Source organism: Pseudomonas sp. PDM04 (assembly GCF_014851765.1).
In the GTDB taxonomy this organism is placed as follows: Bacteria; Pseudomonadota; Gammaproteobacteria; order Pseudomonadales; family Pseudomonadaceae; genus Aquipseudomonas.
Genome location: NZ_JACVAI010000009.1, coordinates 152313 through 178365 on the forward strand (window position 1 = coordinate 152313; position 26053 = coordinate 178365).

Sequence of the window (26053 nt, forward strand, 5' to 3'; positions counted from 1 at the left end):
TGGCATTCGTTGATCAGGAGGGAATCGGCTATGAACAGGTTGTTTCGCATTCTATTGCTGTTGAAGGTGTTGGTGATGCTGTCCTTCGGGACGTCGATGGCCTGGGCCGAGTGCGAGGACCATGACACGCAGGCGTCGAGCGGGCAGGTGGGGCATGCGGGGTTGATGGTCGCCAAGTCCGAGTCGGAGCCGGGTGATCAGGGACAGGGTGGCAGTTCGGGGGACGATGATTCGATGGACGATCCGGGTGCTGATGACGCGGATGAGGATGATAGTCAGACGTAAACTGCGGGAATCGACGCAACCTTGTGGGAGCGAGCCTGCTCGCGATGGAGGTCTATCGGGCAACGATGATGTTGACTGATTTGACGCCATCGCGAGCAGGCTCGCTCCCACAGGTCTTTTTTACGCGGCGCCGTCCAGGAACTGCTCCGCGTAGTGGCAAGCCACCTGACGGCTGTCCAGTGGACGCAGCAGCGGCTCTTCAGTGCTGCAGCGCTCGGTCGCGTAAGGGCAGCGCTTGTGGAAGGCGCAGCCCGGCGGCGGGTTCAGCGGGTTGGGCAGCTCGCCGACGATCTTGATTTTCGGCTTGGCCGGATCCGGGTGGATGGTCGGTGTCGCCGACAGCAGTGCCTGGGTGTAGGGGTGCAGCGGACGGGCATAGATGTCGTGCTTCGGACCGATTTCCACCGGGCGACCGAGGTACATCACCATCACATCATCGGCCACGTGTTGCACCACGGCCAGGTTGTGCGAGATGAACACGTAGCCGGTGTTGAATTCCTGCTGCATGTCCATGAACAGGTTCAGCACCTGTGCCTGGATCGATACGTCCAGCGCCGAGGTCGGTTCGTCCGCCACCAGCACCTTGGGCTGCAGCATCATCGCACGGGCCAGGGCGATCCGCTGGCGCTGACCGCCGGAGAACATGTGCGGATAACGCTGGTAGTGCTCGGGACGCAAGCCAACCTGCTTCATCATCGCCTGGACTTTCTCGCGACGTTCGGCGGCGCTCAGGCTGGTGTTGATCAGCAGTGGCTCGGCCAGTTGATCACCGATCTTCTGGCGTGGGTTGAGCGAGGCGTACGGGCTCTGAAACACCATCTGCACGTCTTTGCGCAATTGCTTGCGCTGGGCCTTGTCGGCACCGGCCACTTCCTGACCGGCGATTTTCAGGGACCCCGAGGACGGCTCTTCGATCAGCGTCAGGGCGCGGGCCAGGGTGGATTTGCCGCAACCGGATTCACCGACGACGGCCAGGGTCTTGCCGGCTTCCAGTTCGAACGATACGCCGTTCAGGGCGCGCACGGTGGCGTGGCCCTTGAACAGGCCACGGGACACTTCGTAGTGACGGGTGAGGTCGCGGGCGGTAAGTACGACGGCCATTACGCCACCTCCTGGTTCAGCGGGTAGAAGCAGCGGGCGAGGCTGTGGCTTTTCGGATCAAGGCCTGGACGTTGCGCACGGCAGTTGTCCTGCACGTACGGGCAGCGCGGCGACAGCAGGCAGCCCTGCGGACGGTCGTAACGACCGGGAACGATGCCCGGCAGCGTCGACAGGCGTGACGCCCCGAGGCTGTGCTCCGGAATCGCCTTGAGCAGTGCTTCGCTGTACGGGTGCGCAGGAATGTCGAACAGTTGCGGCACCTGGCCGACTTCAACGGCCTGGCCGGCGTACATCACGCACACGCGCTGGGCGGTTTCGGCCACGACCGCGAGGTCGTGGGTGATCAGCACCAGGCCCATGTTCTGCTCTTTCTGCAACGCCAGCAGCAGCTCCATGATCTGCGCCTGAATCGTGACGTCGAGGGCGGTGGTCGGTTCGTCGGCGATCAGCAGTTTCGGTTCGCCGGCAATCGCCATGGCGATTGCGACACGCTGGCTCATGCCGCCGGACAACTGGTGCGGGTAGGCGTCCATACGGCTGGCGGCGCCCGGGATTTCAACCTTTTCCAGCAGTTCGATGGCACGCTTGCGCGCCGCCTTGCCGGACATTTTCAGGTGCAGGCGCAGGACTTCTTCGATCTGGAAACCGACGGTGTAGCTCGGGTTCAGTGCGGTCATCGGGTCCTGGAACACCATCGCCAGGTCCTTGCCGACGATCTGCCGGCGCTGGCGGTTGCTGAGCTTGAGCATGTTCTGGCCGTCGAAACTCAGGGAATCGGCGGTGACGATCCCCGGGTGCTCGATCAGACCCATCAGCGCCATCATAGTTACGGACTTGCCGGAGCCGGACTCGCCAACGATGGCCAGGACTTCGCCCTTGTCCACCTTGAGGTCGAGGCCGTCGACCACGGGTGTGGCGTTCTTGTCGCCGAAGCGGACGTTGAGATTCTTGATTTCTAGCAGTGACATGGGAATCTCCTCAGGCGGCGTTCTTGAGTTTCGGGTCCAGCGCATCGCGCAGGCCGTCGCCCATCAAGTTGATTGCCAGCACGCTGAGCAAAATGGTCAAGCCCGGCAGGCTCACCACCCACCAGGCGCGTTCGATGTAGTCGCGGGCCGAAGCCAGCATGGTGCCCCACTCCGGGGTTGGCGGCTGTACGCCAAGGCCGAGGAAGCCCAGGGCGGCGGCATCGAGAATCGCCGAGGAGAAACTCAGGGTGGCCTGAACGATCAGCGGCGCCATGCAGTTGGGCAGCACGGTGATGAACATCAGGCGTGGCAGGCCGGCACCGGCCAGGCGTGCAGCCGTCACGTAGTCGCGGTTCAGCTCGCCCATGACAGCGGCGCGGGTCAGGCGAACGTAGGACGGCAGCGACACCACGGCGATGGCGATCACGGTGTTGATCAGGCCTGGGCCGAGGATGGCGACGATCGCCACCGCCAGCAGCAGCGACGGCAGGGCCAGCATGATGTCCATCAGGCGCATGATGGTCGGGCCGAGCATTTTCGGGAAGAAACCGGCGAACAGACCGAGCAGGATGCCCGGAATCAGCGACATCACCACCGACGACAGACCGATCAGCAACGACAGGCGCGAACCCTGGATCAGCCGTGACAGCAAGTCGCGTCCCAGTTCGTCGGTGCCGAGCAGGAATTGCATCTGCCCGCCTTCGAGCCAGGCCGGAGGGGTCAGCAGGAAGTCACGGTATTGCTCGCTCGGGTTATGCGGGGCCACCCACGGCGCGAAGATCGCGCAGAAGATCACCAACAGCATGAACAGCAGGCCGGCGACAGCGCCTTTGTTCCGGGCGAACGCTTGCCAGAATTCCTTGTAGGGCGAGGGGTACAGCAGGCTTTGATCCGCCGCGGAGGCAGCGGTGGCTACTGAGGAAGTTGGAGTGCTCATGAATGATGTCCTCAGCGCTGATGACGGATGCGTGGGTTGGCAAAGCCGTAGAGGATGTCCACCACGAAGTTGACCAGAATCACCAGGCAGGCGATTAACAGGATGCCGTTTTGCACGACCGGATAGTCACGGGCGCCGATGGCTTCGATCAGCCATTTGCCGATGCCCGGCCAGGAAAAGATGGTTTCGGTCAGGACCGCACCGGCCAGCAGGGTGCCGACTTGCAGGCCGACCACCGTCAGGACCGGAATCAGCGCGTTGCGCAGGCCGTGCACGAACACCACGCGAGCGGGCGACAGGCCTTTGGCGCGGGCGGTACGGATGTAGTCCTCGCGCAGCACTTCGAGCATCGACGAACGGGTCATCCGCGCGATCACCGCCAGCGGGATGGTGCCGAGCACGATGGCTGGCAGGATCAGGTGATGCAGGGCGTCGGCAAACGCACCGGGCTCATCGGCCAGCAGCGTGTCGATGAGCATGAAGCCGGTGCGCGGCTCGATGTCGTACAACAGGTCGATCCGTCCGGAAACCGGGGTCCAGCCCAGGGACACCGAGAAGAACATGATCAGGATCAGGCCCCACCAGAAGATCGGCATCGAGTACCCCGTCAGGGAGATGCCCATCACCCCGTGGTCGAACAGCGATCCTCGCTTGAGTGCCGCGATGACCCCGGCCAGCAGGCCCAGGATGCCGGCGAACAACAGCGCGGCCATGGACAGCTCCAGGGTCGCGGGGAAGAGGGAGGTGAACTCGGTCCATACGCTTTCACGGGTACGCAGGGATTCTCCCAGGTCGCCGTGGGCCAGTTTACCGATGTAGTCCAGGTACTGGGCGTAGAGCGGTTTGTTCAGACCTAGGCGTTCCATTGCCTGAGCGTGCATTTCGGGGTCGACCCGACGTTCTCCCATCATGACTTCCACCGGATCGCCAGGGATCATGCGTATCAACGCGAAAGTCAGCAACGTGATGCCGAAGAACGTGGGGATCAGTAACCCCAGTCGGCGGGCAATAAAACTAAACATCGTGTGGTGTACCTCATCAGCCGGTTAGGCGTGCCTGGTGTCCCTGGGGTCAGGGACACCGGGAGTTTTCTTATTTACTTCACCTGGGTGGTGGCGAAGTTATTCGTGGTGAGGGGGCTAATGTGATAGCCCTCTACGTTGTTGCGCATTGCGGTGAACATTCTAGTGTGCGCCATGCTGATCCATGGCTGATCCTGGTTAAAAAGAACCTGGGCCTGTTCATACAAGGCTGCACGTTCGGCCGGGTCGGTTTTCGCCCGGGCCTGATCAAGCAGGGTTTGAAACTTGTCGTTACACCAGCGGGCGTAGTTTTCGCCGTTTTTGGCCGCCTCGCAACTCAGAAGAGGCGTGAGGAAGTTATCCGGGTCGCCGTTATCGCCCGCCCATCCGGCGGAAACCAGGTCGTGCTCACCGTTTTTCGCGCGCTTGAGCATTTCGCCCCATTCCATCACGCGAATGTCGATCTTGATCCCGACCTTGGCCAGGTCAGCCTGCATCATCTGCGCGCCGAGCATCGGGTTGGGGTTGGTCGGACCGCCACCGTTGCGGGTGAACAGGGTGAAGGTGGTGCCTTCCGGTACGCCGGCTTCCTTGAGCAGGGCACGGGCCTTGTCGAGGTCGCGGGTCGGGTTTTTCAGCGTGTGGTTGTAGCCTAGCAGGGTGTCGGGGTACGGGTTGACCGCGACGGTGGCATTGCCCTTGCCAAACAGCGCGTTGACTGCCGCTTCCTTGTCGAACGCTATGTCGATGGCTTTGCGCACGCGCACGTCGCTCAAGTATTTGTGCGACGTGTTCATGGCGATGTAGGCAACGGTCATCGCGTTGAGTTCATCGACTTTCAGCTTCGGATCGTTCTTGATGCTCGGAATGTCATCGGGCTTGGGATACAGGGCGATCTGGCATTCGTTGGCCTTGAGCTTCTGCAGGCGCACGTTGTTGTCGATGGCGATCGCCAGGATCAGCGAGTCAGCCGGGGCCTTGCCACGGAAGTACTCCGGGTTGGCCTTGAAGCGAACCTGGGCGTCCTTGTTGTAGCGCTGGAAGATGAACGGCCCGGTGCCGATCGGTTTGCTGTTCAGGTCGCCGGTCTTGCCGGCCTTGAGCAGCTGGTCGGCGTACTCGGCAGGGTAGATCGAGGAGAACGCCATGGCGATGTCGGCCAGGAACGGCGCTTCCCGGCGGGTCAGGGTGAATTTGACCGTGTTGTCGTCAACTTTCTCGACGCTTTTCAGCAGCTCCTTGAAGCCCATGCTTTCAAAGTAGGGAAAGCCCACGCTCGACTTGTCGTGCCACGGGTGCTTCGGGTCCAGCTGACGCTGGAAGCTCCAGACCACATCGTCGGCGTTCATGTCGCGGGTCGGCTTGAAGTAATCGGTGGTGTGAAACTTGACGCCCTTGCGCAGGTGGAACGTGTAGGTCAGGCCGTCTTCGCTGATGTCCCAGGACTCGGCCAGTGCCGGCACGACATCCGTAGTGCCGGGCTTGAAGTCTGCCAGGCGATTGAAAATGGTTTCGGCCACCGCGTCGGCTGTGACTGCAGTCGTGTATTGAACCATGTCGAAGCCTTCCGGACTGGCCTCGGTGCAAACCACCAGGGGCTTGGCCGCTGCGCCAACCGCAACACTCAGCAAGGCGGCCGCGATGGCCGCACGTAGGGGAAGCATTTTCATCAAGAACCCTCTGCAATCGGTTAAGAGGACAAAAGCCGAACGGCCGATTCATCGCTGAATCAGCCGTTCGGCCGGGTGCATTACAAAATGTTGAACGGGATGGTGGTCACGAGGCGGAACTCGTTGATGCTGCCATCGGATTGTTGCTCACTGGCGCGGTGGGTGGTGTAGGTGGCGCGGATGGCAGTGGCTTTCAGCGGGCCGCTTTGTACCGCGTAGGAGGCGCCGATGCCATATTCGTAATGGTGTTCACCGTCCTGTTTCTGAATACCATCGTAGCCTTTGCCTTCTACGCCGCCATTGCCGTTGTAGTGAGTGCCGTCGATGCCCCAGCCGCGCGCCTGGTAGAGGTTGAATTTCAGGCCTGGCACGCCGTATTCAGCCATGTTCAGGCCGTAGGCGATCTGGAACGATTTTTCGTTCGGGCCGTTGAAGTCCGACAGCAGGGAGTTGGCCAGGTAGATGCCGTTGGTTTCGTGCAGGTAGTCGAAGTACTCGTTACCGTTCACTTCCTGATACGAGAAGGTCAGGCTGTGGGCCTGGTGAGTCAGGCCGAACGACAGCGAGTAGGTGTCGTTGTCGATGTCGCCGAGCAGCTTTTTACCTTCGTCCTGGGTTTTGTAGTAGTTCAGGCCGGTGGTCAGGCTCAGCACCTGGCTGTCACCCAGCACGTGGCTGGCGCCGAAGTAGTACTGGTTCCAGAAGTCCTTGGCCTGGGTCGCCCAGAGGCTGGTGGTCAGGCTGGCCAACGGATTGTAGGTGATGCCGCCAGTGTAGATGTGATCGGACTCCACGCTGCGGTTGCCGTATTCGGAACGGAATTTCTGCTGGCTCTGCTCCATACGCGGGGACACGCGGTCAAAGGTCGCGAAATCGAAAGCCAGGTTGTCCAGCTCGCCGATTTTCAGGCTGGCGCCCTGGAAGCTCGATGGCAGCGCACGGTTGCCGATGGTGTCCACTTGCGGGCTGCTGTAGCTCTGGCGACCGACGGTCAGGGTGCTGTTGGACAAGCGTGCCTTGACGTTGGCCAGGCCGAGTTTGCTCCACTGGTCGACCGCGTCGCCGTTGGAGTGGGCCAGGGTACGGTTGGAACCACCCTTGATGTCTTCGCGGCTGCGATCCAGCGCAATGGCGTTGTACGCCGCCACTTCGGTGCTGAAACCCACGGTGCCCTGGGTGAAGCCCGAGCTGTAGTTGAGGATGGTGCCCTGGACCCAATTGATCCGGCGCGAGCCTTCCAATTCCTCACCGTGGCGCTCGTAGCCATAACGGCCACCGCGCTGCAGGTCTTCGTTGGAGTACCAGTTGCGGGTCGTGCCGCTCAGGGACTGACCGTCGATGAAGCCGGTCGCTTCGCTTTGTGCACTCTTGTCTTTCACGGTGACCGGGGTGAACGCCTGGCTCTGGGTTTCCGCGTAAGCCGTGGCGGTGATGCTGCTGATGGCCAGGGCCAATATCGCGGTGCTGCTCAGTTTCATGGGTGAAGCTCCTTACTTTCTTTTTTTTTAATGCCGGTTTTTTTGGTGGTCCGGCTATTTGTTGGAACTCATTCACGCAAGGCAAACGTTTGCTAGTTGCCCATAAGGCGATTTACGGCAATACGCTTGCGTGAGGGTGCAATGCACCCCCAAGCGTTTTAGCTACACGGTTTGTTATTTATCGATGCTGACACCCGAGAACACGTTGCGGCCGAACGGACTTACCTTGAAGCCTTCGACTTTGGCGCTCAACGGCTGGTTGACCGTCGAGTGGGCGATAGGCGTGATCGGCACCTGCTGCTTGAGCAGTTGCTGGGCCTGTTTGTAGAGCACGGTGCGCTGGTCGCGATCGGTGACGATCTTGGCCTGCTTGATCAACTTGTCGTAAGCCGGATCGCACCATTGGGAATAGTTGTTGCCGCCGATGGCATCGCAGCTGTAGAGCGTGCCGAGCCAGTTGTCCGGGTCACCGTTGTCGCCGGTCCAGCCGATCAGACTGATGTCGTGTTCGCCATTCTTGGTGCGCTTGATGTATTCGCCCCATTCGTAGCTGACGATCTTCACCTTGAGCCCGATCTTCGCCCAGTCGGCCTGGAGCATTTCGGCCATCAGCTTGGCGTTCGGGTTGTAGGGGCGCTGGACCGGCATCGCCCACAGGGTGATTTCGGTGCCTTCCTTGACGCCGGCAGCCTTGAGCAGTTCCCTGGCTTTTTCCGGGTTGTAGGCGACGTCCTTGATGGTGTCGTCGTAGGACCATTGGGTCGGCGGCATGGCGTTGACCGCCAGTTGGCCGGCGCCCTGGTAAACGGCGTTGAGAATGCCCTGCTTGTTCACCGCCATGTCCAGCGCCTGGCGCACCTCGAGCTGGTCGAAAGGTTTGTGGCGCACGTTGTAGGAAATGTAGCCGAGGTTGAAACCAGGCTTCTCGATGAGCGTGAGTTTCGGGTCGTTCTTCAGTGCGTCGACATCGGCAGGGCGAGGGTGCAGGGTGACCTGGCACTCGTTGGCCTTGAGCTTCTGCACCCGTACCGAGGCGTCGGTGTTGATGGCGAAAATCAGGTTGTCGAGTTTGACCCGGCTCGGGTCCCAGTACTGCTTGTTGCCGCTGTAACGGATGTTGGAGTCTTTCTGGTAGCTCTTGAACACGAACGGCCCGGTGCCGATCGGCTTCTGGTTGATTTCGCTCGGCTTGCCCGACGCCAGCAACTGCTCGGCGTACTCGGCGGACAGGATGGCGGCGAAACTCATGGCGATATTCTGGATGAACGCGGCGTCCACGCTGTTGAGCGTCATGACCACGGTCAGCGGCCCGGTCTTTTCGACCTTGGCGATGTTCTTGTTCAGGCTCATCCCGTTGAAATACGGGAACTCGGTCGGGTAAGCCTTACGGAAAGGTTGCTGCGGATCGAGCATGCGGTTGAAGGTGAACAGCACGTCATCGGCGTTGAAGTCACGGGTTGGCGTGAAGTACTTGGTGGTGTGGAACTTCACCCCTTCGCGCAGGTGGAAGGTATAGGTCAGGCCGTCTTCGGAAATATCCCAGCTCTTCGCCAGCCCCGGGACCACATTGGTCGCGCCTTTTTCGAACTCTGCCAACCGGTTGTACAGCGGTTCGGCGGCATCGTTATCGGTTGCAGTGGTGTACTGCGCGGTGTCGAAGCCCGCCGGGCTGCCTTCTGAGCAGAACACCAGGCTGTTGTTGGCGGCCTGGCTGACGGAGGTTGCGGCCAGCAGGCCGGTGCCCAGCAATGCGGATAAAACCAAGGTATGGCGCATGACGCTCCCTTTTCTCGTTCTCTAAGTGTTTTCAACGAGTGACCCACCCCTTCGCAGGCGTGGTGGCCTCTCTGTTTCAATCCATGACAAGCAGCGATAACCCATTGCCCACGCATACACTGGTCAGATCCCGACGTTAAGAGGCGTGGGTCTGGCAGTAAATGCGTAAAGTCCTAAAGACTCGTAGGAAAGGTCAACGCGTCCGGCACCGCTGGCGTGGTACTTGGCGGAATTTTATGTAGGTAATTTCCTACTTTGCCGGCAGATAAAACGGCGGCGACGTCAGGAACGTCGCCGCCGTCAAACCTTACTTGCTGACGCTGACGCCGTAGAAGGAGTTCAAGCCAAATGGGCTGATCTTGAAGTCCTGCACGTTGGCGCGCATGGGTTGGAACACCGTCGAGTGAGCGATAGGTGTCATTGGAACAGCGTCCTTGAGGACGTGTTGCGCCTGCTTGTACAGTTCGGTGCGCTTGGCCTGGTCCGAAGTACGCTTGGCTTGCTTGACGATGTCGTCGAACTTCTTGTCGCACCACTTGGAGAAGTTGTTGCCTTCCAGCGAGTCGCAGCCGAACAGCACGTTGAGCCAGTTGTCCGGGTCACCGTTGTCACCGCTCCAGCCAATCAGCATCGCGCCGTTCTCACCACCCTTGGAGCGCTTGATGTACTCGCCCCACTCGTAGCTCTGGATCTTGACCTTCAGGCCGATCTTGGCCCAGTCGGACTGCAGCATTTCTGCCATCAGCTTGGCGTTCGGGTTGTACGGACGCTGTACCGGCATGGCCCACAGGACGATTTCGGTCCCTTCCTTGACGCCCGCTTCCTTGAGCAGCTCCTTGGCTTTCTCAGGATCGTACTTGGCATCCTTGATGGTGGTGTCGTAGGACCACTGGGTCGGCGGCATGGCGTTGACCGCCAGTTGGCCGGCGCCCTGATACACGGAATCGATGATCTGCTGCTTGTTGACCGCCATGTCCATGGCCTGGCGCACTTTCAGCTGGGACATCGGGTTTGGCTTGTCGTCGCCCTTGATCTTGTCCATCACGTTGTAGGCGATGTAGCCAAGGTTGAAGCCTGCCTGGTCAGGCATCTTCAGGTCCTTGTCTTCCTTCAGCGCCTTCAGGTCGGCCGGACGAGGGAACAGGGTGACCTGGCACTCGTTCTTCTTCAGCTTCTGGATACGCACCGACGGGTCGGTGGTGATGGCGAAGATCAGGTTGTCGATCTTGACGTCTTCAGGCTTCCAGTAGTCCTTGTTCCCGGTGTAGCGGATGTTGGAGTCTTTCTGGTAGCTCTTGAACACGAACGGGCCAGTGCCGATCGGCTTCTGGTTGATGTCCGGGGCCTTGCCGTCCTTGAGCAGTTGCGCGCCGTATTCGGCGGACTGGATCGAGGCGAAGCTCATGGCCATGTTCTGGATGAACGCGGCGTCAACGTCCTTGAGGACGAACTTGACGGTCTTGTCGTCGACTTTCTCGACCTTGGTGATGTTGGTGTCCATCCCCATGTCGGTGAAGTACGGGAATTCAGTCGGGTACGCCTTACGGAACGGATCGTCCTTGTTCAGCATGCGATTGAAAGTGAACAGCACGTCGTCGGCGTTGAATTCGCGAGTCGGCTTGAAATACGGGGTGGTGTGGAACTTGACACCGTCGCGCAGGTGGAAGGTGTAGGTCAGGCCGTCAGGGGAGACGTCCCAGCTGGTTGCCAGGCCAGGAATGACGGCGGTGCCACCACGCTCGAACTGAGTCAGGCGGTTGAACATGGTTTCTGCAGAGGCGTCGAAGTCGGTTCCGGTGGTGTATTGACCTGGATCGAAACCGGCCGGGCTCCCTTCGGAGCAGAACACCAGGTTAGTCGCAGCTTGAGCGAAGGGTGCGCTAGCCAGCAGGCTGGCGCCGACTAAAAACGGAATGACCGCGTGTTTGAGCATGGTGGCCTCATGATTTGTTGTCATTTTTGAATGTGAGGACGACCTTGTGAGTCGTGCCTGCGGATACTTATGCAGGGGCTGTACCCAATGCAATATCCCGAGTCGCTACAAGCCTGAAACGGTGGCACGAACGTACCTTAATGTCGCATTTGTATAATTTTGATGCATTTGAACGTTTGCGCGTTGCTTTTCTGGGCTGACTCGCGCACTTCTTTGGTGCGTAAAATCCTCGGGTTGCCCACGGCTGGGGCGGGGGTGTTACCTATTTAAACCCCGCAGTGTGGGGGGTAATGGGAGTGGTTATCGTTGCACCGAAAGTGTTCCCTGCCCGTGAGTTGCACCCAGTGCAACTCAGGTCGTTTTTTGCGGTAGGACTGTTTCGGTGGCAGATCCAGCATAGACGCTGGTGCAAAAAAAAGGCGATCACCGGGTGATCGCCTTTTTCGCCTTCGGGTTATCGAGTCAAGGCAGCAGCACTTCAATCGACCCGTCCGCCGTCATGCTGACCTGGCTGGTTCCGGCTTCAACTTCCGGGGTGACCGGCGCACTGTCCATGCTCGCGGCTTTCATCATCATCGGCGCGCGCATGTAGGGTTGCGGGTAGCCGTTGCTGTTGAGGTTCAGGTTGACGATTTTGTAGCCCTTGCCTCCCAGTGCATCGGTGGCCAGTTGCGCGCGGGCCTTGAAGGCGGTCACGGCTTCCTTGAGCAGTGTGTCCTCGCTGGCCTTGCGGGTCGGCGTGGCGATGGCGAAGTCCATGCCGCCCATTTTCAGGTCGGTCAGCAGCTCGCCGGTCAGCTTCGACAGCGCGGCGAAGTCGGTGCTTTCCAGGCGCAGTTCGGCGCGTTCACGCCAACCGGTGATTTTCTGACCCTTGGTGTCGTAGATCGGGTAGCTGTTGCGGCTGCCCTGGCGCAGGGTGATGTCCTTGACTTGTTTGGCCTGGTCCAGCGCCTTGTTCATGGTGGTGCTGACGGTTGCGGCCAGTTTGGCAGGGTCGGTGTTTTGCTCCTCGGTGTAGAGGGTCACGATCATCAGGTCGCGAGCCACTTCCTGGCTGACTTCGGCGCGCAGGGAAATCTGGTTGTAGTGAAGTTCGTCGGCAGCCAGTGCCGGGAGGCTGGCAACGGTGCCTGCACTGAGAGCGAGAAGGGCGGCGCTGCGGCGGAAAGTGTGCATGAAAGCTCCTTGGGCAATGCGCAGGGGTTGAGTCCGAGCCTGCGTGAAACCATCAGACTCTAGCTTTATTGATCCGGTTCGCCCAGTTACAACTTCTATACAGATGCCAGCATCGCAGGCAAGCAAGCAGGGCCTGTCTTATAGACGCCAGGGCAATTCCTGCCATGTGGCTGTTTGCCGCACTTTCGCCTGTCAGCCCCCGTGGTTGGTTATACTCCGTACGATTCGCCTGGAGCGCTCATCAGGAGAGCTCATGCTCGTCCCTTTTCAAATTACTTCTGCGACGCGCCAGAACCTCTGGCGGCTGACGTTCATCCGCATTCTGGTACTGGCTGCCCAGGCCGGTTCCGTGGGCCTGGCCTACTGGCTCGACCTGTTGCCACTGCCCTGGTTCCAGCTGGCGGCGACCCTCATTTGCTCGATGCTGCTGTGCGCCTTCACCGCCATTCGCCTGCGCACCACCTGGCCAGTGACGGAGCTTGAATACGCCGTGCAGCTGGCCTGCGACTTGTTTATCCACAGTGCCCTGCTGTATTTCTCCGGCGGTTCGACCAACCCCTTCGTGTCCTATTACCTGGTGCCGCTGACCATCGCCGCCGTCACGCTGCCATGGCGTTATTCGCTGATTCTGTCGGGCATCGCACTGGCGATGTACACCCTGCTGCTGGCGCGCTTCTATCCGCTGCAAACCTTCCCGATTGCTCGGGAAAACCTGCAGGTCTACGGGATGTGGCTGAGTTTCGCCCTGGCCGCTGCGGTGATCACCTTCTTTGCCGCGCGCATGGCCGAAGAACTGCGCCGCCAGGAAGAGCTGCGCGCCATCCGCCGCGAAGAAGGGCTGCGCGATCAGCAACTGCTGGCTGTCGCGACGCAGGCTGCCGGTGCCGCCCACGAACTGGGCACGCCGCTGGCGACCATGAGCGTGCTGCTCAAGGAAATGCGCCGGGACCATCACGACCCGATGTTGCAGGAGGACCTGAGCGTGCTGCAGGACCAGGTCATGCTGTGCAAGCAGACCTTGCAGCAACTGGTGCGTGCCGCCGAGGCCAATCGCCGGATGGCGGTCGAGACGCAATACGTCACCGACTGGCTCGATGAAGCGCTGAATCGCTGGCACCTGATGCGCCCCGAAGCCAGTTACCGCTTCCAGCGCCTGGGCCAGGGGCTGGTGCCGCGCGTTGCGCCGCCGCCTGACCTGACCCAGGCGCTGCTGAACCTTTTGAACAACGCCGCCGATGCCTGCCCCGAAGGGCTGCAAGTGACGCTGGACTGGAATGAGGAAGACCTGACCATCAGCATCCGCGACCATGGCGCCGGTGTGCCGTTGGCCATTGCCGAACAGATCGGCAAACCGTTTTTTACCACCAAGGGCAAAGGCTTCGGCCTCGGCCTGTTTTTGAGCAAGGCCAGCGTGACACGCGCCGGCGGCTCGGTGAAACTCTACAGTCATGAGGAAGGCGGCACGCTCACCGAGCTGCGCCTGCCCCGTGTTGCCCGAGGAGATGAACATGAGTGACGAGATCCAAGTCGAAGGCGAAGAACTGCCGCATTTGCTGCTGGTAGATGACGACGCCACGTTCACCCGCGTGATGGCACGTGCCATGGCTCGCCGTGGTTTTCGCGTCACCACCGCCGGTTCCGCCGAGGAAGGCCTGACCATCGCTCAGTCCGACATTCCCGACTACGCCGCGCTGGACCTGAAAATGGACGGCGACTCGGGCCTGGTGCTGTTGCCGAAACTGCTCGAGCTCGACCCCGAGATGCGCGTGGTGATCCTCACCGGATATTCGAGCATTGCCACGGCGGTCGAAGCGATCAAGCGCGGTGCCTGCAACTACCTGTGCAAACCGGCGGATGCCGATGACGTGCTGGCCGCGTTGCTGTCCGAGCACGCCGACCTCGACACCCTGGTACCGGAAAACCCGATGTCGGTGGATCGCCTGCAATGGGAGCACATCCAGCGTGTGCTGACCGAGCATGAAGGCAACATCTCCGCCACTGCCCGGGCCCTGGGCATGCACCGCCGCACCTTGCAGCGCAAATTGCAGAAGCGCCCCGTTCGCCGCTGAACCTGTGCTGAACGGACCACGTACACATCTCGCGACAAATCGAGCCGATCATCTATGATCGGTTCGTGCGTGTTCTTTTCTTTATCGAGCCTTTTTCATGAATCAGAACGCTGAGTATTCCGCGGTCAACGATGCTGTGCGCGGGCAGTTCTTTCGCAAAGTCTGGGCGATGATCACGCCCTACTGGCGCAGTGAGGAGAAAGCCAAGGCCTGGACGCTGCTGATCGCGGTGATTGCATTGTCGCTGCTCAGCGTGGGGATCTCGGTGTGGTTCAACACTTGGTACAAGGATTTCTACAACGCCCTGCAACAAAAGGACGAGGCGGCCTTCTGGCGGCTGATCCTGTATTTCTGCGGGATCGCCGCGGTGGCGATTGTCGGCGCGGTCTACCGGCTCTACCTGACCCAGATGCTGACCATTCGCTGGCGGGCCTGGTTGACCGAGCGGCACTTCAGCCGCTGGCTTGGCCACAAGAACTACTACCAGATGGAGCAGGGCGGTTACACCGACAACCCCGACCAGCGGATCTCCGAGGACCTCAACAACTTCACCTCCAATACCCTGGAGCTGGGCATTGGCCTGTTGCGCAACATTGTCAGCCTGGTGTCGTTCTCGATCATTCTGTGGGGCGTGTCGGGCAGCATCGAAGTGTTTGGTTTCACCGTTCCCGGCTATATGTTCTGGTGCGTGCTGGTCTATGCCGTCGTGGGCAGCTGGCTGACGCATCTGATCGGTCGTCGCCTGATCGGCCTGAACAACCGGCAACAACGTTTCGAGGCCGACCTGCGTTTCTCCATGGTGCGTATTCGCGAGAATGCCGAGAGCATTGCGCTGTACAACGGCGAACCCAATGAGAACCGGCGATTGAGCGACCGTTTCGGGCTGGTCTGGCACAACTTCTGGGACATCATGAAAGTGTCCAAGCGTCTGACGTTCTTCACCGCCGGTTACAGCCAGGCCGCCATCATTTTCCCGTTCATGGTCGCCGCCCCGCGCTACTTTGCCGGCAAGATCGAACTGGGTGAGCTGATGCAGATCAGTTCGGCGTTCGGCAACGTGCAGGAGAGTTTCAGCTGGTTCATCAGCGCCTACCAGAGCCTCGCCTCATGGCGCGCCACCTGTGATCGCCTGCTGAGTTTCCGTCAGGCCATGACCGACAACGAAGAGCGCGCGCCGGCCATCGATGTGCAGAATGCCGGCGCCATGTTGCAGGTGCGCAACCTGGGGCTCGACCTCGCCGACGGTCGTCATTTGCTGACCGACGCCGACATGACCGTGGCGCAGGGCGAGCGTGTGATGCTCAGTGGTCGTTCGGGCAGCGGCAAATCCACGCTGCTGCGGGCGATGGGACATCTGTGGCCGGCCGGCCATGGCAGCATTCGTCTGCCGGCGACGCGCTATCTGTTCCTGCCGCAAAAACCCTATCTGCCGATTGGCACATTGCGTGAAGCCCTGAGTTATCCACAGGCCGGCGACACTTACCCGCACGAGCGCTATGTCCAGGTGCTGGAAACCTGTCGCTTGCCGCACCTGGTGGCGCGCCTGGATGAAGCCAATCACTGGCAGCGCATGCTCTCGCCGGGTGAGCAGCAGCGGCTGGCCTTCGCCCGTGCCTTGCTGTACGCGCCGCAATGGCTGTACATGGACGAAGCCACGTCGGCGATGGACGAAGAGGATGAAGCGTCGCTGTACCAAGCATTGATCGATGAGATTCCGGGGTTGAGCATCGTCAGCGTCGGGCATCGCAGCAGCCTGAAACGCTTCCATCCGCGGCATGTTCGTATCGATAATGGACACCTTGTGGAACAGACCGTGACCGCCTGAACATCCCCGCCCCGCAGGGCGGGGTGATCGTACAACCGTGTTGCGCTATGATGCAGTTTCAGCCGAACTTTCGAGACAGACGTTCACCATGGAAAACCCGATCGAAGCTCCACGCCTCCCGCGCAAGCGCCGCAGCCTCGCACAGGAATTGGTGACGGTGCTGTCCGAGCAGATCCGCGACGGTCACCTCAAGCGGGGTGACAAGTTACCCACCGAGTCGGCGATCATGGACGCCCATGGTGTCAGTCGCACCGTGGTGCGCGAAGCGATTTCCCGCTTGCAGGCGGCCGGTCAAGTGGAGACCCGCCACGGTATCGGCACCTTCGTGCTCGACACCCCGAGCCCGAGTGGTTTCCGCATCGATCCGGCAACGGTGGTGACGCTGCGTGATGTGCTGGCGATCCTGGAGCTGCGCATCAGCCTCGAAGTCGAGTCCGCCGGCCTTGCCGCGCAACGCCGCAACCCCGAACAGCTTGCGCTGATGAGGGCGGCGCTGGATGCCCTCAACGAAAGCGCGGCCCATGCCAGCGATGCGGTGGCCTCGGACTTCCAGTTCCACCTGCAAATCGCGCTGTCGACCGGCAACCGCTATTTCACCGACATCATGACGCACCTGGGGGCCAGCATCATTCCACGTACGCGTCTCAATTCGGCACGCCTGGCCCATGATGACCAGCAACACTACATGAGCCGGTTGAGCCGTGAGCACGAAGAAATCTACGACGCGATTGCGCGCCAGGATTCCGATGCGGCGCGGGCCGCCATGCGCCTGCACCTGACCAACAGCCGCGAGCGGTTGCGTCATGCCCACGAAGAGGCTGAAGCACAGCGCGGCTGAGTGTCAGAGGATCGTTCCCTGGAACCGGGAACGATCCGCGTAGGGCCCCGGTTTCAGGGCTCAATACGCATCAGCAGCACATCCGAGGACAACTCCAGGCTCGACTCGTCCCGGAACTTGTAGCGCAGCGCGACCTGAGTGCCGAGATACGGCTCCAGGTCGGTCTTCGGGATCTGCAGTTCTATCCCCGTCAGTTCGACCATCTCGTCAGTCGTCTCGTCCCAGACACCGGCCGGCTCATCCTCGCCGTGCCACTCCGGCTCATCCGGGTCCGGGCCGAGGATCGGGTACAGCTCCCAGTTCGGCGGAATATCGTGCGGATCGCGCACGCGCACGATCAATGCATCCGTCAGGCTCGACAATGTCACGGTAGCGACCTGATCACGAGGGTCGGTGGGGAACTGGGGCAACACGGGTGAAGGAAAACACATCTTCGAGTACTCCATCTCATTGGACGCCACGATCCATTCGTGACGTCGTTTGACTCTAGGTGATGGCCTGCCAGTTCGCCGTTCACGATGTTTTTCGGAAAATTTCGACGGGCATTCGTTGCCGCGCTGACAAGCGCCGAGGCGCTCTGGACAAGGCTCCAGAGTGGTGCGAATCGCGGCCGGCGAACCGATTTGTGGCAGAAATTTTCACGCTGACGATGAAATGCAGTTGACGGTTGTTTTTTAAGTTGTACGATGACCTACAACTTCAGCGCAGGCTGAACGATTTCCTCACACAAAAACGTTGCTACCCAGGGTGTTCGAATAATGAATCCACAAGAACTGAAGTCCATCCTCTCTGCCGGTCTGCTGTCCTTCCCGGTTACCGATTTCAATGCCCAGGGCGATTTCAACCGCGCTGGCTACATCAAACGTCTTGAGTGGCTGGCCCCGTACGGCGCCTCGGCCCTGTTCGCCGCAGGTGGCACCGGTGAGTTCTTCTCCCTGGCCGCCAGCGAATACTCGGAAATCATCAAGACCGCCGTCGACACCTGCGCCACCAGCGTGCCGATCCTGGCCGGTGTCGGCGGTTCGACCCGTCAAGCCATCGAATACGCACAGGAAGCCGAGCGTCTGGGCGCCAAGGGCCTGCTGCTGCTGCCGCACTACCTGACCGAAGCCAGCCAGGACGGCGTTGCCGCCCACGTTGAAGCCGTGTGCAAATCGGTCAACATCGGCGTCGTGGTCTACAACCGTAACGTATGCCGCCTGACCGCTCCGCTGCTCGAGCGTCTGGCCGAGCGCTGCCCGAACCTGATCGGTTACAAGGATGGCCTGGGCGACATCGAACTGATGGTGTCGATCCGTCGTCGCCTCGGCGATCGCTTCAGCTACCTGGGTGGCCTGCCGACCGCCGAAGTCTACGCCGCTGCCTACAAGGCGCTGGGCGTGCCGGTCTACTCTTCGGCGGTGTTCAACTTCATCCCGAAAACCGCGATGGATTTCTACCACGCCATTGCGCGTGAAGATCACGCCACCGTTGGCAAGATCATCGACGACTTCTTCCTGCCATACCTGGACATCCGTAACCGCAAAGCCGGCTACGCGGTGAGCATCGTCAAGGCGGGTGCAAAAATTGCCGGCTATGACGCAGGTCCTGTGCGTGCGCCACTGACCGACCTGACCGGCGAGGAGTACGAAATGCTCGCCGCGCTGATCGACAAGCAAGGTGCGCAATAAAACATTCGATGCAAGGAGGCCGCTGAGTATTCAGCGGCCTTTTGCGTGAAGTCTCTTTATTTCGAGGGCGGTCCCGTGGCCACTGCAAAACGTTACGACAACTACATCAACGGCGAATGGGTTGCCGGTGCCGATTATTCGGCCAACATCAACCCGTCCGAGCTGAGCGACAACATCGGCGACTACGCCAAGGCTGACCTGGCCCAGGTCAATGCCGCCATCGACGCCGCCCGTGCCGCTTTCCCGGCATGGTCCACTTCCGGTATCCAGGCACGTCACGACGCCCTGGACAAAGTCGGCACTGAAATCCTCGCCCGTCGCGAAGAGCTCGGCACCCTGCTGGCCCGGGAAGAGGGCAAGACCCTGCCTGAAGCCATCGGCGAAGTCACCCGCGCCGGTAACATCTTCAAGTTCTTCGCCGGTGAATGCCTGCGCCTGTCCGGCGACTACGTGCCGTCGGTGCGCCCGGGCGTCAACGTTGAAGTCACCCGCGAAGCGCTGGGCGTGGTCGGTCTGATCACGCCGTGGAACTTCCCGATCGCCATCCCGTCGTGGAAAATCGCCCCGGCCCTGGCTTACGGCAACTGCGTGGTACTCAAGCCTGCCGACCTGGTGCCGGGCTGTGCCTGGGCCCTGGCGGAAATCATCTCCCGCGCAGGCTTCCCGGCCGGCGTGTTCAACCTGGTGATGGGCAGCGGTCGCGTGGTTGGCGATGCACTGGTCAACAGCCCGAAAGTCGACGGCATCAGCTTCACCGGTTCGGTGGGCGTCGGTCGTCAGATCGCCGTCAGCTGCGTCTCGCGCCAGGCCAAGGTCCAGCTGGAAATGGGCGGCAAGAACCCGCAGATCATTCTCGACGACGCCGACCTCAAGCAAGCGGTCGAGCTGTCGGTTCAGAGCGCGTTCTACTCCACCGGCCAGCGCTGCACCGCGTCGAGCCGTCTGATCGTCACCGCCGGCATTCACGACAAATTCGTCGAAGCCATGGCCGAGCGCATGAAGTCGATCAAGGTCGGTCACGCGCTGAAGGCCGGCACCGATATCGGTCCGGTGGTTTCGCAAGCGCAACTTGAGCAGGACATGAAGTACATCGACATCGGCCAGTCCGAAGGCGCTCGCCTGGTGAGTGGTGGCGGTCTGGTGACTTGCGATACCGAAGGTTACTTCCTCGCGCCAACACTGTTTGCCGACAGCGAAGCGTCGATGCGCATCAGCCGTGAAGAAATCTTCGGTCCGGTGGCCAACATTGTTCGCGTCGCCGACTACGAGGCCGCGCTGGCCATGTCCAACGACACCGAGTTCGGTCTGTCGGCGGGCATCGCCACCACGTCCCTGAAGTACGCCAACCACTTCAAGCGTCACTCCCAGGCCGGGATGGTGATGGTCAACCTGCCAACCGCCGGCGTGGATTACCACGTTCCGTTCGGTGGGCGCAAAGGTTCGTCCTATGGGTCGCGCGAGCAGGGCCGCTATGCGCAAGAGTTCTACACCGTAGTGAAAACTGCCTACATCGGTTCCTGATACACGCAATACCCGCAGCAACGAGCTTGCTCGCGATGGTCCAGATCCGCGGTGTAACCGCCCCGCGTCTTCGTTGACGACCATCGCGAGCCCGCCCGCCGCTGCACAGACAACATCGTTATTACCCGCATAAAAATAATCAGTGGGAGTACATCTACATGCAAGCCACCCAAAAGCCGACTCACGTCCGCTATTTGATCCTGCTCATGCTGTTTCTGGTGACCACGATCAACTATGCCGACCGGGCTACCATCGCCATTGCCGGCTCCAGCCTGCAAAAAGACCTCGGCATTGACGCGGTCACCCTCGGTTACATCTTCTCCGCTTTCGGTTGGGCCTACGTGGCCGGGCAAATTCCCGGTGGCTGGCTGCTGGACCGTTTCGGTTCGAAAAAAATCTATGCGTTGAGCATCTTCACCTGGTCGCTGTTCACCGTGCTGCAAGGCTTCGTCGGTGAATTCGGCATGTCCACGGCAGTGGTTGCGCTGTTCATGCTGCGCTTCCTGGTGGGCCTGGCCGAAGCGCCGTCCTTCCCTGGCAACGCGCGCATCGTTGCAGCGTGGTTCCCGACCGCTGAACGCGGTACGGCCTCGGCGATCTTCAACTCGGCGCAATACTTCGCCACCGTGCTGTTCGCGCCGCTGATGGGCTGGATCGTCTACTCCTTCGGCTGGGAGCACGTGTTCATCGTCATGGGTATCCTGGGCATCATCTTCTCGCTGGTCTGGCTGAAAGTGATCTACAGCCCGCGTGAACACCCACGGATCAACGATGCCGAGTTCAAGCACATCTCCGAGAACGGCGGCATGGTCGACATGGACCAGAAGGGCAAGAAGTCCGACGGTCCGAAGTGGGATTACATCCGTCAGTTGCTGACCAACCGCATGATGCTCGGCGTATACCTGGGCCAATACTGCATCAACGGCATCACCTACTTCTTCCTGACCTGGTTCCCGGTGTACCTGGTGCAGGAGCGCGGCATGACCATCCTCAAGGCCGGTTTCATCGCCTCGTTGCCGGCCATCTGCGGCTTCATCGGTGGTGTCCTCGGCGGCGTGATCTCCGACTACCTGCTGCGCAAGGGCCACTCGCTGACCTTCGCCCGCAAGGCGCCGATCATTGCCGGCCTGCTGGTTTCCAGCAGCATCGTGGCGTGCAACTACGTGGAAGTCGAATGGATGGTCGTGGGCTTCATGGCCCTGGCATTCTTCGGCAAGGGCGTGGGTGCACTGGGCTGGGCGGTGGTATCCGATACCTCGCCGAAACAGATCGCCGGTTTGAGCGGTGGCCTGTTCAACACCTTCGGCAACCTCGCGTCGATCACCACCCCGATCGTCATCGGTTACATCATCAGCTCCACCGGTTCGTTCAAATGGGCGCTGGTATTTGTCGGTTGCAACGCACTGGTTGCGGTGTTCAGCTATCTGGTGATCGTAGGTCCGATCAAACGTGTGGTGCTCAAAGAGCCACCGGTCAGCGGTCCTGAAGCCACTAAATTGTCCCAAGCGCATTCCTGAGGAGCGGCGTCATGCAGTTGATTGAACATTCCGACTCGCCGCGCTACATCCGTCTGCACGAGCGCGACAACGTGGTGATCGTGGTCAACGATCAGGGCGTTCCGGCCGGCACCGAGTTCGCCGATGGCCTGGTCACCGTGGACTTCGTGCCGCAGAGTCACAAGGTCACCCTGGAAGACATTCCGGAAGGCGGCCAAGTGATTCGTTACGGCCAGACCATTGGCTACGCCTTACAGCCGATTCCACGCGGCAGCTGGGTCAAGGAAGATCAACTGCGCATGCCGACCGCGCCACCGCTGGACAGCCTGCCGCTGTCCACCGAAGTGCCGGCCGCTCAGGCACCGCTGGAAGGCTACACCTTCGAGGGTTACCGCAACGCCGACGGCACCGTCGGCACGCGCAACATCCTGGGCATTACCACCACCGTGCAGTGCGTGACCGGTGTGCTGGACCATGCGGTCAAGCGCATCAAGGACGAGTTGCTGCCCAAATACCCGCACGTCGATGACGTGGTGGCCCTGACCCACAGCTACGGCTGTGGCGTGGCGATCACCGCGACGGACGCGTACATCCCGATCCGCACCGTGCGCAACCTGGCGCGCAACCCGAACCTGGGTGGCGAAGCCCTGGTGATCAGCCTGGGCTGCGAGAAATTGCAGGCCGGGCAGGTGATGCACGAGAACGACAGTTCGGTGGACCTGAGCGACGAGTGGCTGTATCGCCTGCAGGATTCGAGTCACGGTTTCACCGAAATGATCGAGCAGATCATGGCGCTGGCCGAGGTTCGCCTGAGGAAGCTCGATCAACGTCGTCGGGAAACCGTGCCGGCGTCCGAGCTGATCCTGGGCATGCAGTGCGGTGGCAGCGATGCGTTTTCCGGCATCACCGCCAACCCTGCGCTGGGTTTTGCCTCGGACCTGTTGCTGCGTGCCGGTGCGACGGTGATGTTTTCCGAAGTCACCGAAGTGCGCGACGCCATTTACCTGCTGACTTCCCGCGCGCAAACCAAGGAAGTCGCTCAGGAGCTGGTGCGGGAAATGGACTGGTATGACCGTTACCTGGCCAAGGGCGAAGCGGATCGCAGCGCCAACACCACCCCGGGCAACAAGAAGGGCGGGCTGTCGAACATTGTCGAGAAGTCCCTGGGCTCGATCGTCAAGTCCGGCAGCAGCGCGATCAACGGCGTGCTTGGCCCAGGCGAGCGTTTCAAAGGCAAGGGCCTGATCTTCTGCGCGACCCCGGCCAGCGATTTCGTGTGCGGGACCTTGCAGTTGGCCGCGGGCATGAACCTGCACGTGTTCACCACCGGCCGTGGTACGCCGTACGGTCTGGCGATGGCACCGGTGGTGAAGGTGTCGACCCGCACCGAGCTGGCGCAGCGCTGGCCGGACCTGATCGACATCGACGCCGGGCGGATTGCCACCGGACGTGCTTCCATCGAAGACCTCGGCTGGGAGTTGTTCCACTACTACCTGGACGTGGCCAGCGGCAAGAAGCAGACGTGGTCGGAGCAGCACAAGCTGCATAACGACATTACGTTGTTCAATCCGGCGCCGATTACGTAAGGCCGCGATGATTGCATCGCGAGCAGGTTCGTTGCCCCATTCGACTCTGTGGGAGCGAGCCTGCTCGCGATAGCTTTCTACCAGACGCCGAGGTCTCCAGTGGCTTATCATTAGCCCCCTAACGACACTCACCTGAAGGTCCTCTCCGGCATGCTGGCAATCTTCCTCGAAACCCTGAACATCACCGCTCCGGTGTTCGCCATGCTGTTTCTGGGGGTGGTGCTCAAGCGCGTCAACTGGATCAACGACAATTTCATTCATACCGCGTCGGCCCTGGTGTTCAACGTCACCATGCCGGCGTTGCTGTTTCTGGGCATCCTGCATGCCGACCTGCACGCCGCCCTGCAGCCGGCGCTGCTGATCTATTTCGCCATTGCGACGCTGGTGAGTTTCGCCGTTGCCTGGGGCTGGGCGATCTTCAAGTGCCCGCCGCAAGACCGCGGGATTTATACCCAGGGCGCCTTTCGCGGTAACAACGGCGTCATCGGCCTCGCGCTGGCGGCAAGCATGTACGGCGACTACGGGATTTCCCTGGGGGCCATCCTCGCAGCCCTGGTGATCCTGTTTTACAACACCCTGTCGACCATCGTGCTGGCGGTCTACAGCCCGGTGATCAAGTCCGACCCGTGGAGCATCTGCAAGAGTGTGATGAACAATCCGCTGATCATCAGCGTGCTGGCGGCAGCGCCTTTTGCCTATTTCAAGATCGGTTTGCCGGGTTGGCTGGAAACGTCGGGCCAATACCTGGCGCAAACCACCTTGCCCCTGGCGTTGATCTGCATCGGCGGCACGCTGTCGCTGGCGGCCATGCGCAAAAGTGGCTCGATGGCCTTGAGCTCGAGCCTGGTGAAGATGGTCGGTTTGCCGGTGCTGGCAACGCTGGGCGCGTGGCTCTGGGGCTTTCGCGGCGCGGAACTGGGGATTCTGTTCCTGTACTTCGGCAGCCCGACCGCTGCCGCCAGTTTCGTCATGGCCCGCCAGGCCAACGGCAATCATGAACTGGCGGCGGCGATCATCGTGATCACCACCTTGATGGCGGCGGTGACCACCAATATCGGGATCTTCCTGTTGCAGTGGGGCGGGTGGATCTGACCTGCGTCATGCCGTGTTCTTCGGCTCGAATCGCGAGCAGGCTCGGTCCCGCCATTGGAAAGCATTGCCTCCTGTGGGAGCGAGCCGGCTCGCGATAACGGTAGATCATCCACCGCAGGGGCAAAGGGTCATTCGGGCTTCTGGTAACTGTCGATCACTTCCTGCGCCGCCCGAAACGCGTCGATCGCCGCCGGCACGCCTGCATACACCGCGCAGTGCAGCAACGCCTCGCGAATCTCTTCCACCGTACAACCGTTGTTCAGCGCGCCCCGCACGTGGCCTTTGAGTTCCTGTGGACATTTCAGTGCGGTCAGGGCGGCGAGGGTGATCAGGCTGCGGGTCTTCAGCGGCAGGCCGTCGCGGTTCCATACGCTGCCCCAGGCGTGTTCATTGACGAAGTCCTGCAGCGGCTGGGTGAACTCGGTGGCGTTGCCCAGGGCGCGGTCGACAAACGCATCGCCCATCACCTGGCGGCGCACTTCAACGCCGGGTTTCTTGTTGTCGGTCATGGCCATTCCCTCTTGTGATGTTGGCGGCGCCAGGCGCGTAGCGACGTGAACAGCAGAAACGCCACCAGCGCCGGCAGGACGAAAAACAGCATCAGGTGTTCAAGCTTGCCGGCCAGGGGCATGCCGGTGGTGAACGACACCACGTGCAGGCCATAAGCCAGGTACAGCCCCAGAAACAGCAGGCCTTCGGCGCGGGTCACCCGATAACCGGAATAGAACATCGGCAGGCACAGCAAGGCGACGCCCAGCATCACCGGCAAGTCGAAATCCAGCGCATTGGGCGAGACCGACAGTGGCGAAGGGGCGATCAGCGCCGTCACGCCCAGCACGCCCAGGAGGTTGAACAGGATGCTGCCGATCACGTTGCCCACGGCAATGTCACGCTGCCCGCGCAGGGCGGCAATCAATGAGGTCGCCAGTTCCGGCAAGGACGTGCCGACTGCGACGATGGTCAGGCCGATGATCCGCTCCGACAGCCCGAGATCGGTGGCCACCGCAACGGCGGCGCCCAACAGCAGATGCCCGGCGTACACCAGCATGGCGAGCCCGGCGACAATCATCAGCAAGCTGCTAAGCCATGGCGCTTGAGGCCCTTCGTGGGGGTGCGATTGCGGGCGGGCCGAATGCCGCGACTGGCGCAGCAACAGCCCCAGGTACAGCGCCAGCGCCGTCAGCAGCAACGCGCCATCGACACGGGTGAGTTCTTCATTCCACGCCAGCACGAACACCAGCAGGCTGGCGCCGATCATCAGGGGAATGTCCAGACGCACCACTTGCCGTGACACCCGCAGCGGGATGATCAGCGCCGACAGGCCGAGGGTCACGAGGATGTTGAAGATGCTGCTGCCGATCACGCTGCTGACGGCGATGTCGACGTTCTGCGCAAGGGTGGCTTGCAGGCTGACCGCCATTTGCGGCGCGCTGCTGCCCAGGGCGACGATGGTCAGGCCGATGATCAGCGGGCGCACGTGCAGGCGTGCGGCCACGCGCACGGCGGCGCGCACCATCAGTTCTGCGCCGGCGATCAACAGGACCAGGCCGCTCAGCAGTTCGAGCACGCTGAGCAGGGGGAGATCGGCAAGTCCGAAAATGGTCGCG

22 protein-coding genes are annotated in these 26053 nt (G+C 61.1%); 10 read left to right on the forward strand and 12 right to left on the reverse strand.

What is annotated here, in order from left to right; translation table 11 throughout:
• Positions 1–30 precede the first annotated feature (30 nt).
• The gene (locus tag IB249_RS28750; protein WP_192309590.1) at positions 31–285 is read left to right on the forward strand and encodes a hypothetical protein; all 255 of its coding nucleotides are present in this window, start codon (positions 31–33) and stop codon (positions 283–285) included.
• Between the two features lie 120 nt (positions 286–405).
• On the opposite strand, the gene IB249_RS28755 is transcribed toward IB249_RS28750, so the two are convergent.
• The 9 genes from IB249_RS28755 to IB249_RS28795 all read right to left on the reverse strand — a co-directional run bounded on the left by IB249_RS28755 (position 406) and on the right by IB249_RS28795 (position 12349).
• On the reverse strand, positions 406–1386 hold the full coding sequence (locus IB249_RS28755; protein WP_192309592.1) for a peptide ABC transporter ATP-binding protein: 981 nt from the start codon (positions 1384–1386) through the stop codon (positions 406–408).
• Positions 1386–2354, reverse strand: coding sequence for an ABC transporter ATP-binding protein (locus IB249_RS28760; RefSeq protein ID WP_192309594.1), 969 nt, complete (start codon positions 2352–2354; stop codon positions 1386–1388). The genes IB249_RS28755 and IB249_RS28760 overlap by 1 nt, the downstream gene beginning before the upstream one ends.
• A gap of 10 nt (positions 2355–2364) precedes the next feature.
• Complete coding sequence (locus IB249_RS28765; protein WP_192309596.1) at positions 2365–3291, reverse strand: ABC transporter permease subunit; 927 nt, start codon at positions 3289–3291, stop codon at positions 2365–2367.
• A gap of 11 nt (positions 3292–3302) precedes the next feature.
• Positions 3303–4313, reverse strand: a complete 1011-nt coding sequence (locus IB249_RS28770) for an ABC transporter permease subunit (RefSeq protein ID WP_192309599.1) — start codon at positions 4311–4313, stop codon at positions 3303–3305.
• A 74-nt stretch (positions 4314–4387) separates the two neighbouring features.
• Positions 4388–5983, reverse strand: a complete 1596-nt coding sequence (locus IB249_RS28775) for an ABC transporter substrate-binding protein (RefSeq protein WP_192309601.1) — start codon at positions 5981–5983, stop codon at positions 4388–4390.
• A gap of 80 nt (positions 5984–6063) precedes the next feature.
• Complete coding sequence (locus tag IB249_RS28780) at positions 6064–7461, reverse strand: OprD family porin (RefSeq protein WP_192309603.1); 1398 nt, start codon at positions 7459–7461, stop codon at positions 6064–6066.
• Between the two features lie 174 nt (positions 7462–7635).
• Positions 7636–9237, reverse strand: a complete 1602-nt coding sequence (locus IB249_RS28785) for an ABC transporter substrate-binding protein (protein ID WP_192309605.1) — start codon at positions 9235–9237, stop codon at positions 7636–7638.
• A 307-nt stretch (positions 9238–9544) separates the two neighbouring features.
• On the reverse strand, positions 9545–11170 hold the full coding sequence (locus IB249_RS28790; protein WP_192309607.1) for an ABC transporter substrate-binding protein: 1626 nt from the start codon (positions 11168–11170) through the stop codon (positions 9545–9547).
• Positions 11171–11632: 462 nt separating this feature from the next.
• A complete protein-coding gene (locus IB249_RS28795) occupies positions 11633–12349 on the reverse strand; it encodes an SIMPL domain-containing protein (RefSeq protein WP_192309610.1) in 717 nt (238 codons plus the stop codon).
• 253 nt (positions 12350–12602) lie between these two features.
• On the opposite strand from IB249_RS28795, the gene IB249_RS28800 reads away from it, so the two are divergent.
• The 4 genes from IB249_RS28800 (at position 12603) to IB249_RS28815 (ending at position 17081) form a co-directional block, all read left to right on the forward strand.
• The gene (locus IB249_RS28800) at positions 12603–13865 is read left to right on the forward strand and encodes an ATP-binding protein (RefSeq protein ID WP_192309612.1); all 1263 of its coding nucleotides are present in this window, start codon (positions 12603–12605) and stop codon (positions 13863–13865) included.
• A complete protein-coding gene (locus IB249_RS28805) occupies positions 13858–14418 on the forward strand; it encodes a response regulator transcription factor (protein WP_192309614.1) in 561 nt (186 codons plus the stop codon). The genes IB249_RS28800 and IB249_RS28805 overlap by 8 nt, the downstream gene beginning before the upstream one ends.
• 97 nt (positions 14419–14515) lie before the next feature.
• The gene (locus tag IB249_RS28810; protein ID WP_192309616.1) at positions 14516–16243 is read left to right on the forward strand and encodes an ABC transporter ATP-binding protein/permease; all 1728 of its coding nucleotides are present in this window, start codon (positions 14516–14518) and stop codon (positions 16241–16243) included.
• A gap of 88 nt (positions 16244–16331) precedes the next feature.
• Positions 16332–17081, forward strand: a complete 750-nt coding sequence (locus tag IB249_RS28815) for a FadR/GntR family transcriptional regulator (protein WP_192309618.1) — start codon at positions 16332–16334, stop codon at positions 17079–17081.
• A gap of 53 nt (positions 17082–17134) precedes the next feature.
• Here IB249_RS28815 and IB249_RS28820 read toward each other — a convergent pair whose 3' ends face one another.
• Entirely contained in the window at positions 17135–17512 is a 378-nt protein-coding gene (locus tag IB249_RS28820; RefSeq protein WP_192309621.1) for a hypothetical protein, read from the reverse strand.
• 327 nt (positions 17513–17839) lie between these two features.
• On the opposite strand from IB249_RS28820, the gene kdgD reads away from it, so the two are divergent.
• The 5 genes from kdgD to IB249_RS28845 all read left to right on the forward strand — a co-directional run bounded on the left by kdgD (position 17840) and on the right by IB249_RS28845 (position 24446).
• Positions 17840–18751 carry a 5-dehydro-4-deoxyglucarate dehydratase gene (gene kdgD, locus IB249_RS28825; protein WP_007981458.1) on the forward strand — a complete coding sequence of 304 codons (912 nt, stop codon included), beginning with the start codon at positions 17840–17842 and terminating at the stop codon, positions 18749–18751.
• A 75-nt stretch (positions 18752–18826) separates the two neighbouring features.
• Positions 18827–20272, forward strand: a complete 1446-nt coding sequence (locus IB249_RS28830) for an aldehyde dehydrogenase family protein (RefSeq protein WP_192309623.1) — start codon at positions 18827–18829, stop codon at positions 20270–20272.
• A 158-nt stretch (positions 20273–20430) separates the two neighbouring features.
• Positions 20431–21789, forward strand: coding sequence for an MFS transporter (locus tag IB249_RS28835; protein ID WP_192309625.1), 1359 nt, complete (start codon positions 20431–20433; stop codon positions 21787–21789).
• Positions 21790–21800: 11 nt separating this feature from the next.
• The gene (garD, locus tag IB249_RS28840; RefSeq protein ID WP_192309627.1) at positions 21801–23354 is read left to right on the forward strand and encodes a galactarate dehydratase; all 1554 of its coding nucleotides are present in this window, start codon (positions 21801–21803) and stop codon (positions 23352–23354) included.
• Between the two features lie 150 nt (positions 23355–23504).
• A complete protein-coding gene (locus IB249_RS28845) occupies positions 23505–24446 on the forward strand; it encodes an AEC family transporter (RefSeq protein WP_192309629.1) in 942 nt (313 codons plus the stop codon).
• A gap of 128 nt (positions 24447–24574) precedes the next feature.
• Here IB249_RS28845 and IB249_RS28850 read toward each other — a convergent pair whose 3' ends face one another.
• Entirely contained in the window at positions 24575–24955 is a 381-nt protein-coding gene (locus tag IB249_RS28850) for a carboxymuconolactone decarboxylase family protein (protein WP_192309630.1), read from the reverse strand.
• Positions 24952–26013 (reverse strand): calcium/sodium antiporter, encoded by a 1062-nt coding sequence (locus IB249_RS28855; RefSeq protein WP_192309631.1) that lies wholly within the window; start codon positions 26011–26013, stop codon positions 24952–24954. The genes IB249_RS28850 and IB249_RS28855 overlap by 4 nt, the downstream gene beginning before the upstream one ends.
• Positions 26014–26053: the final 40 nt, after the last annotated feature.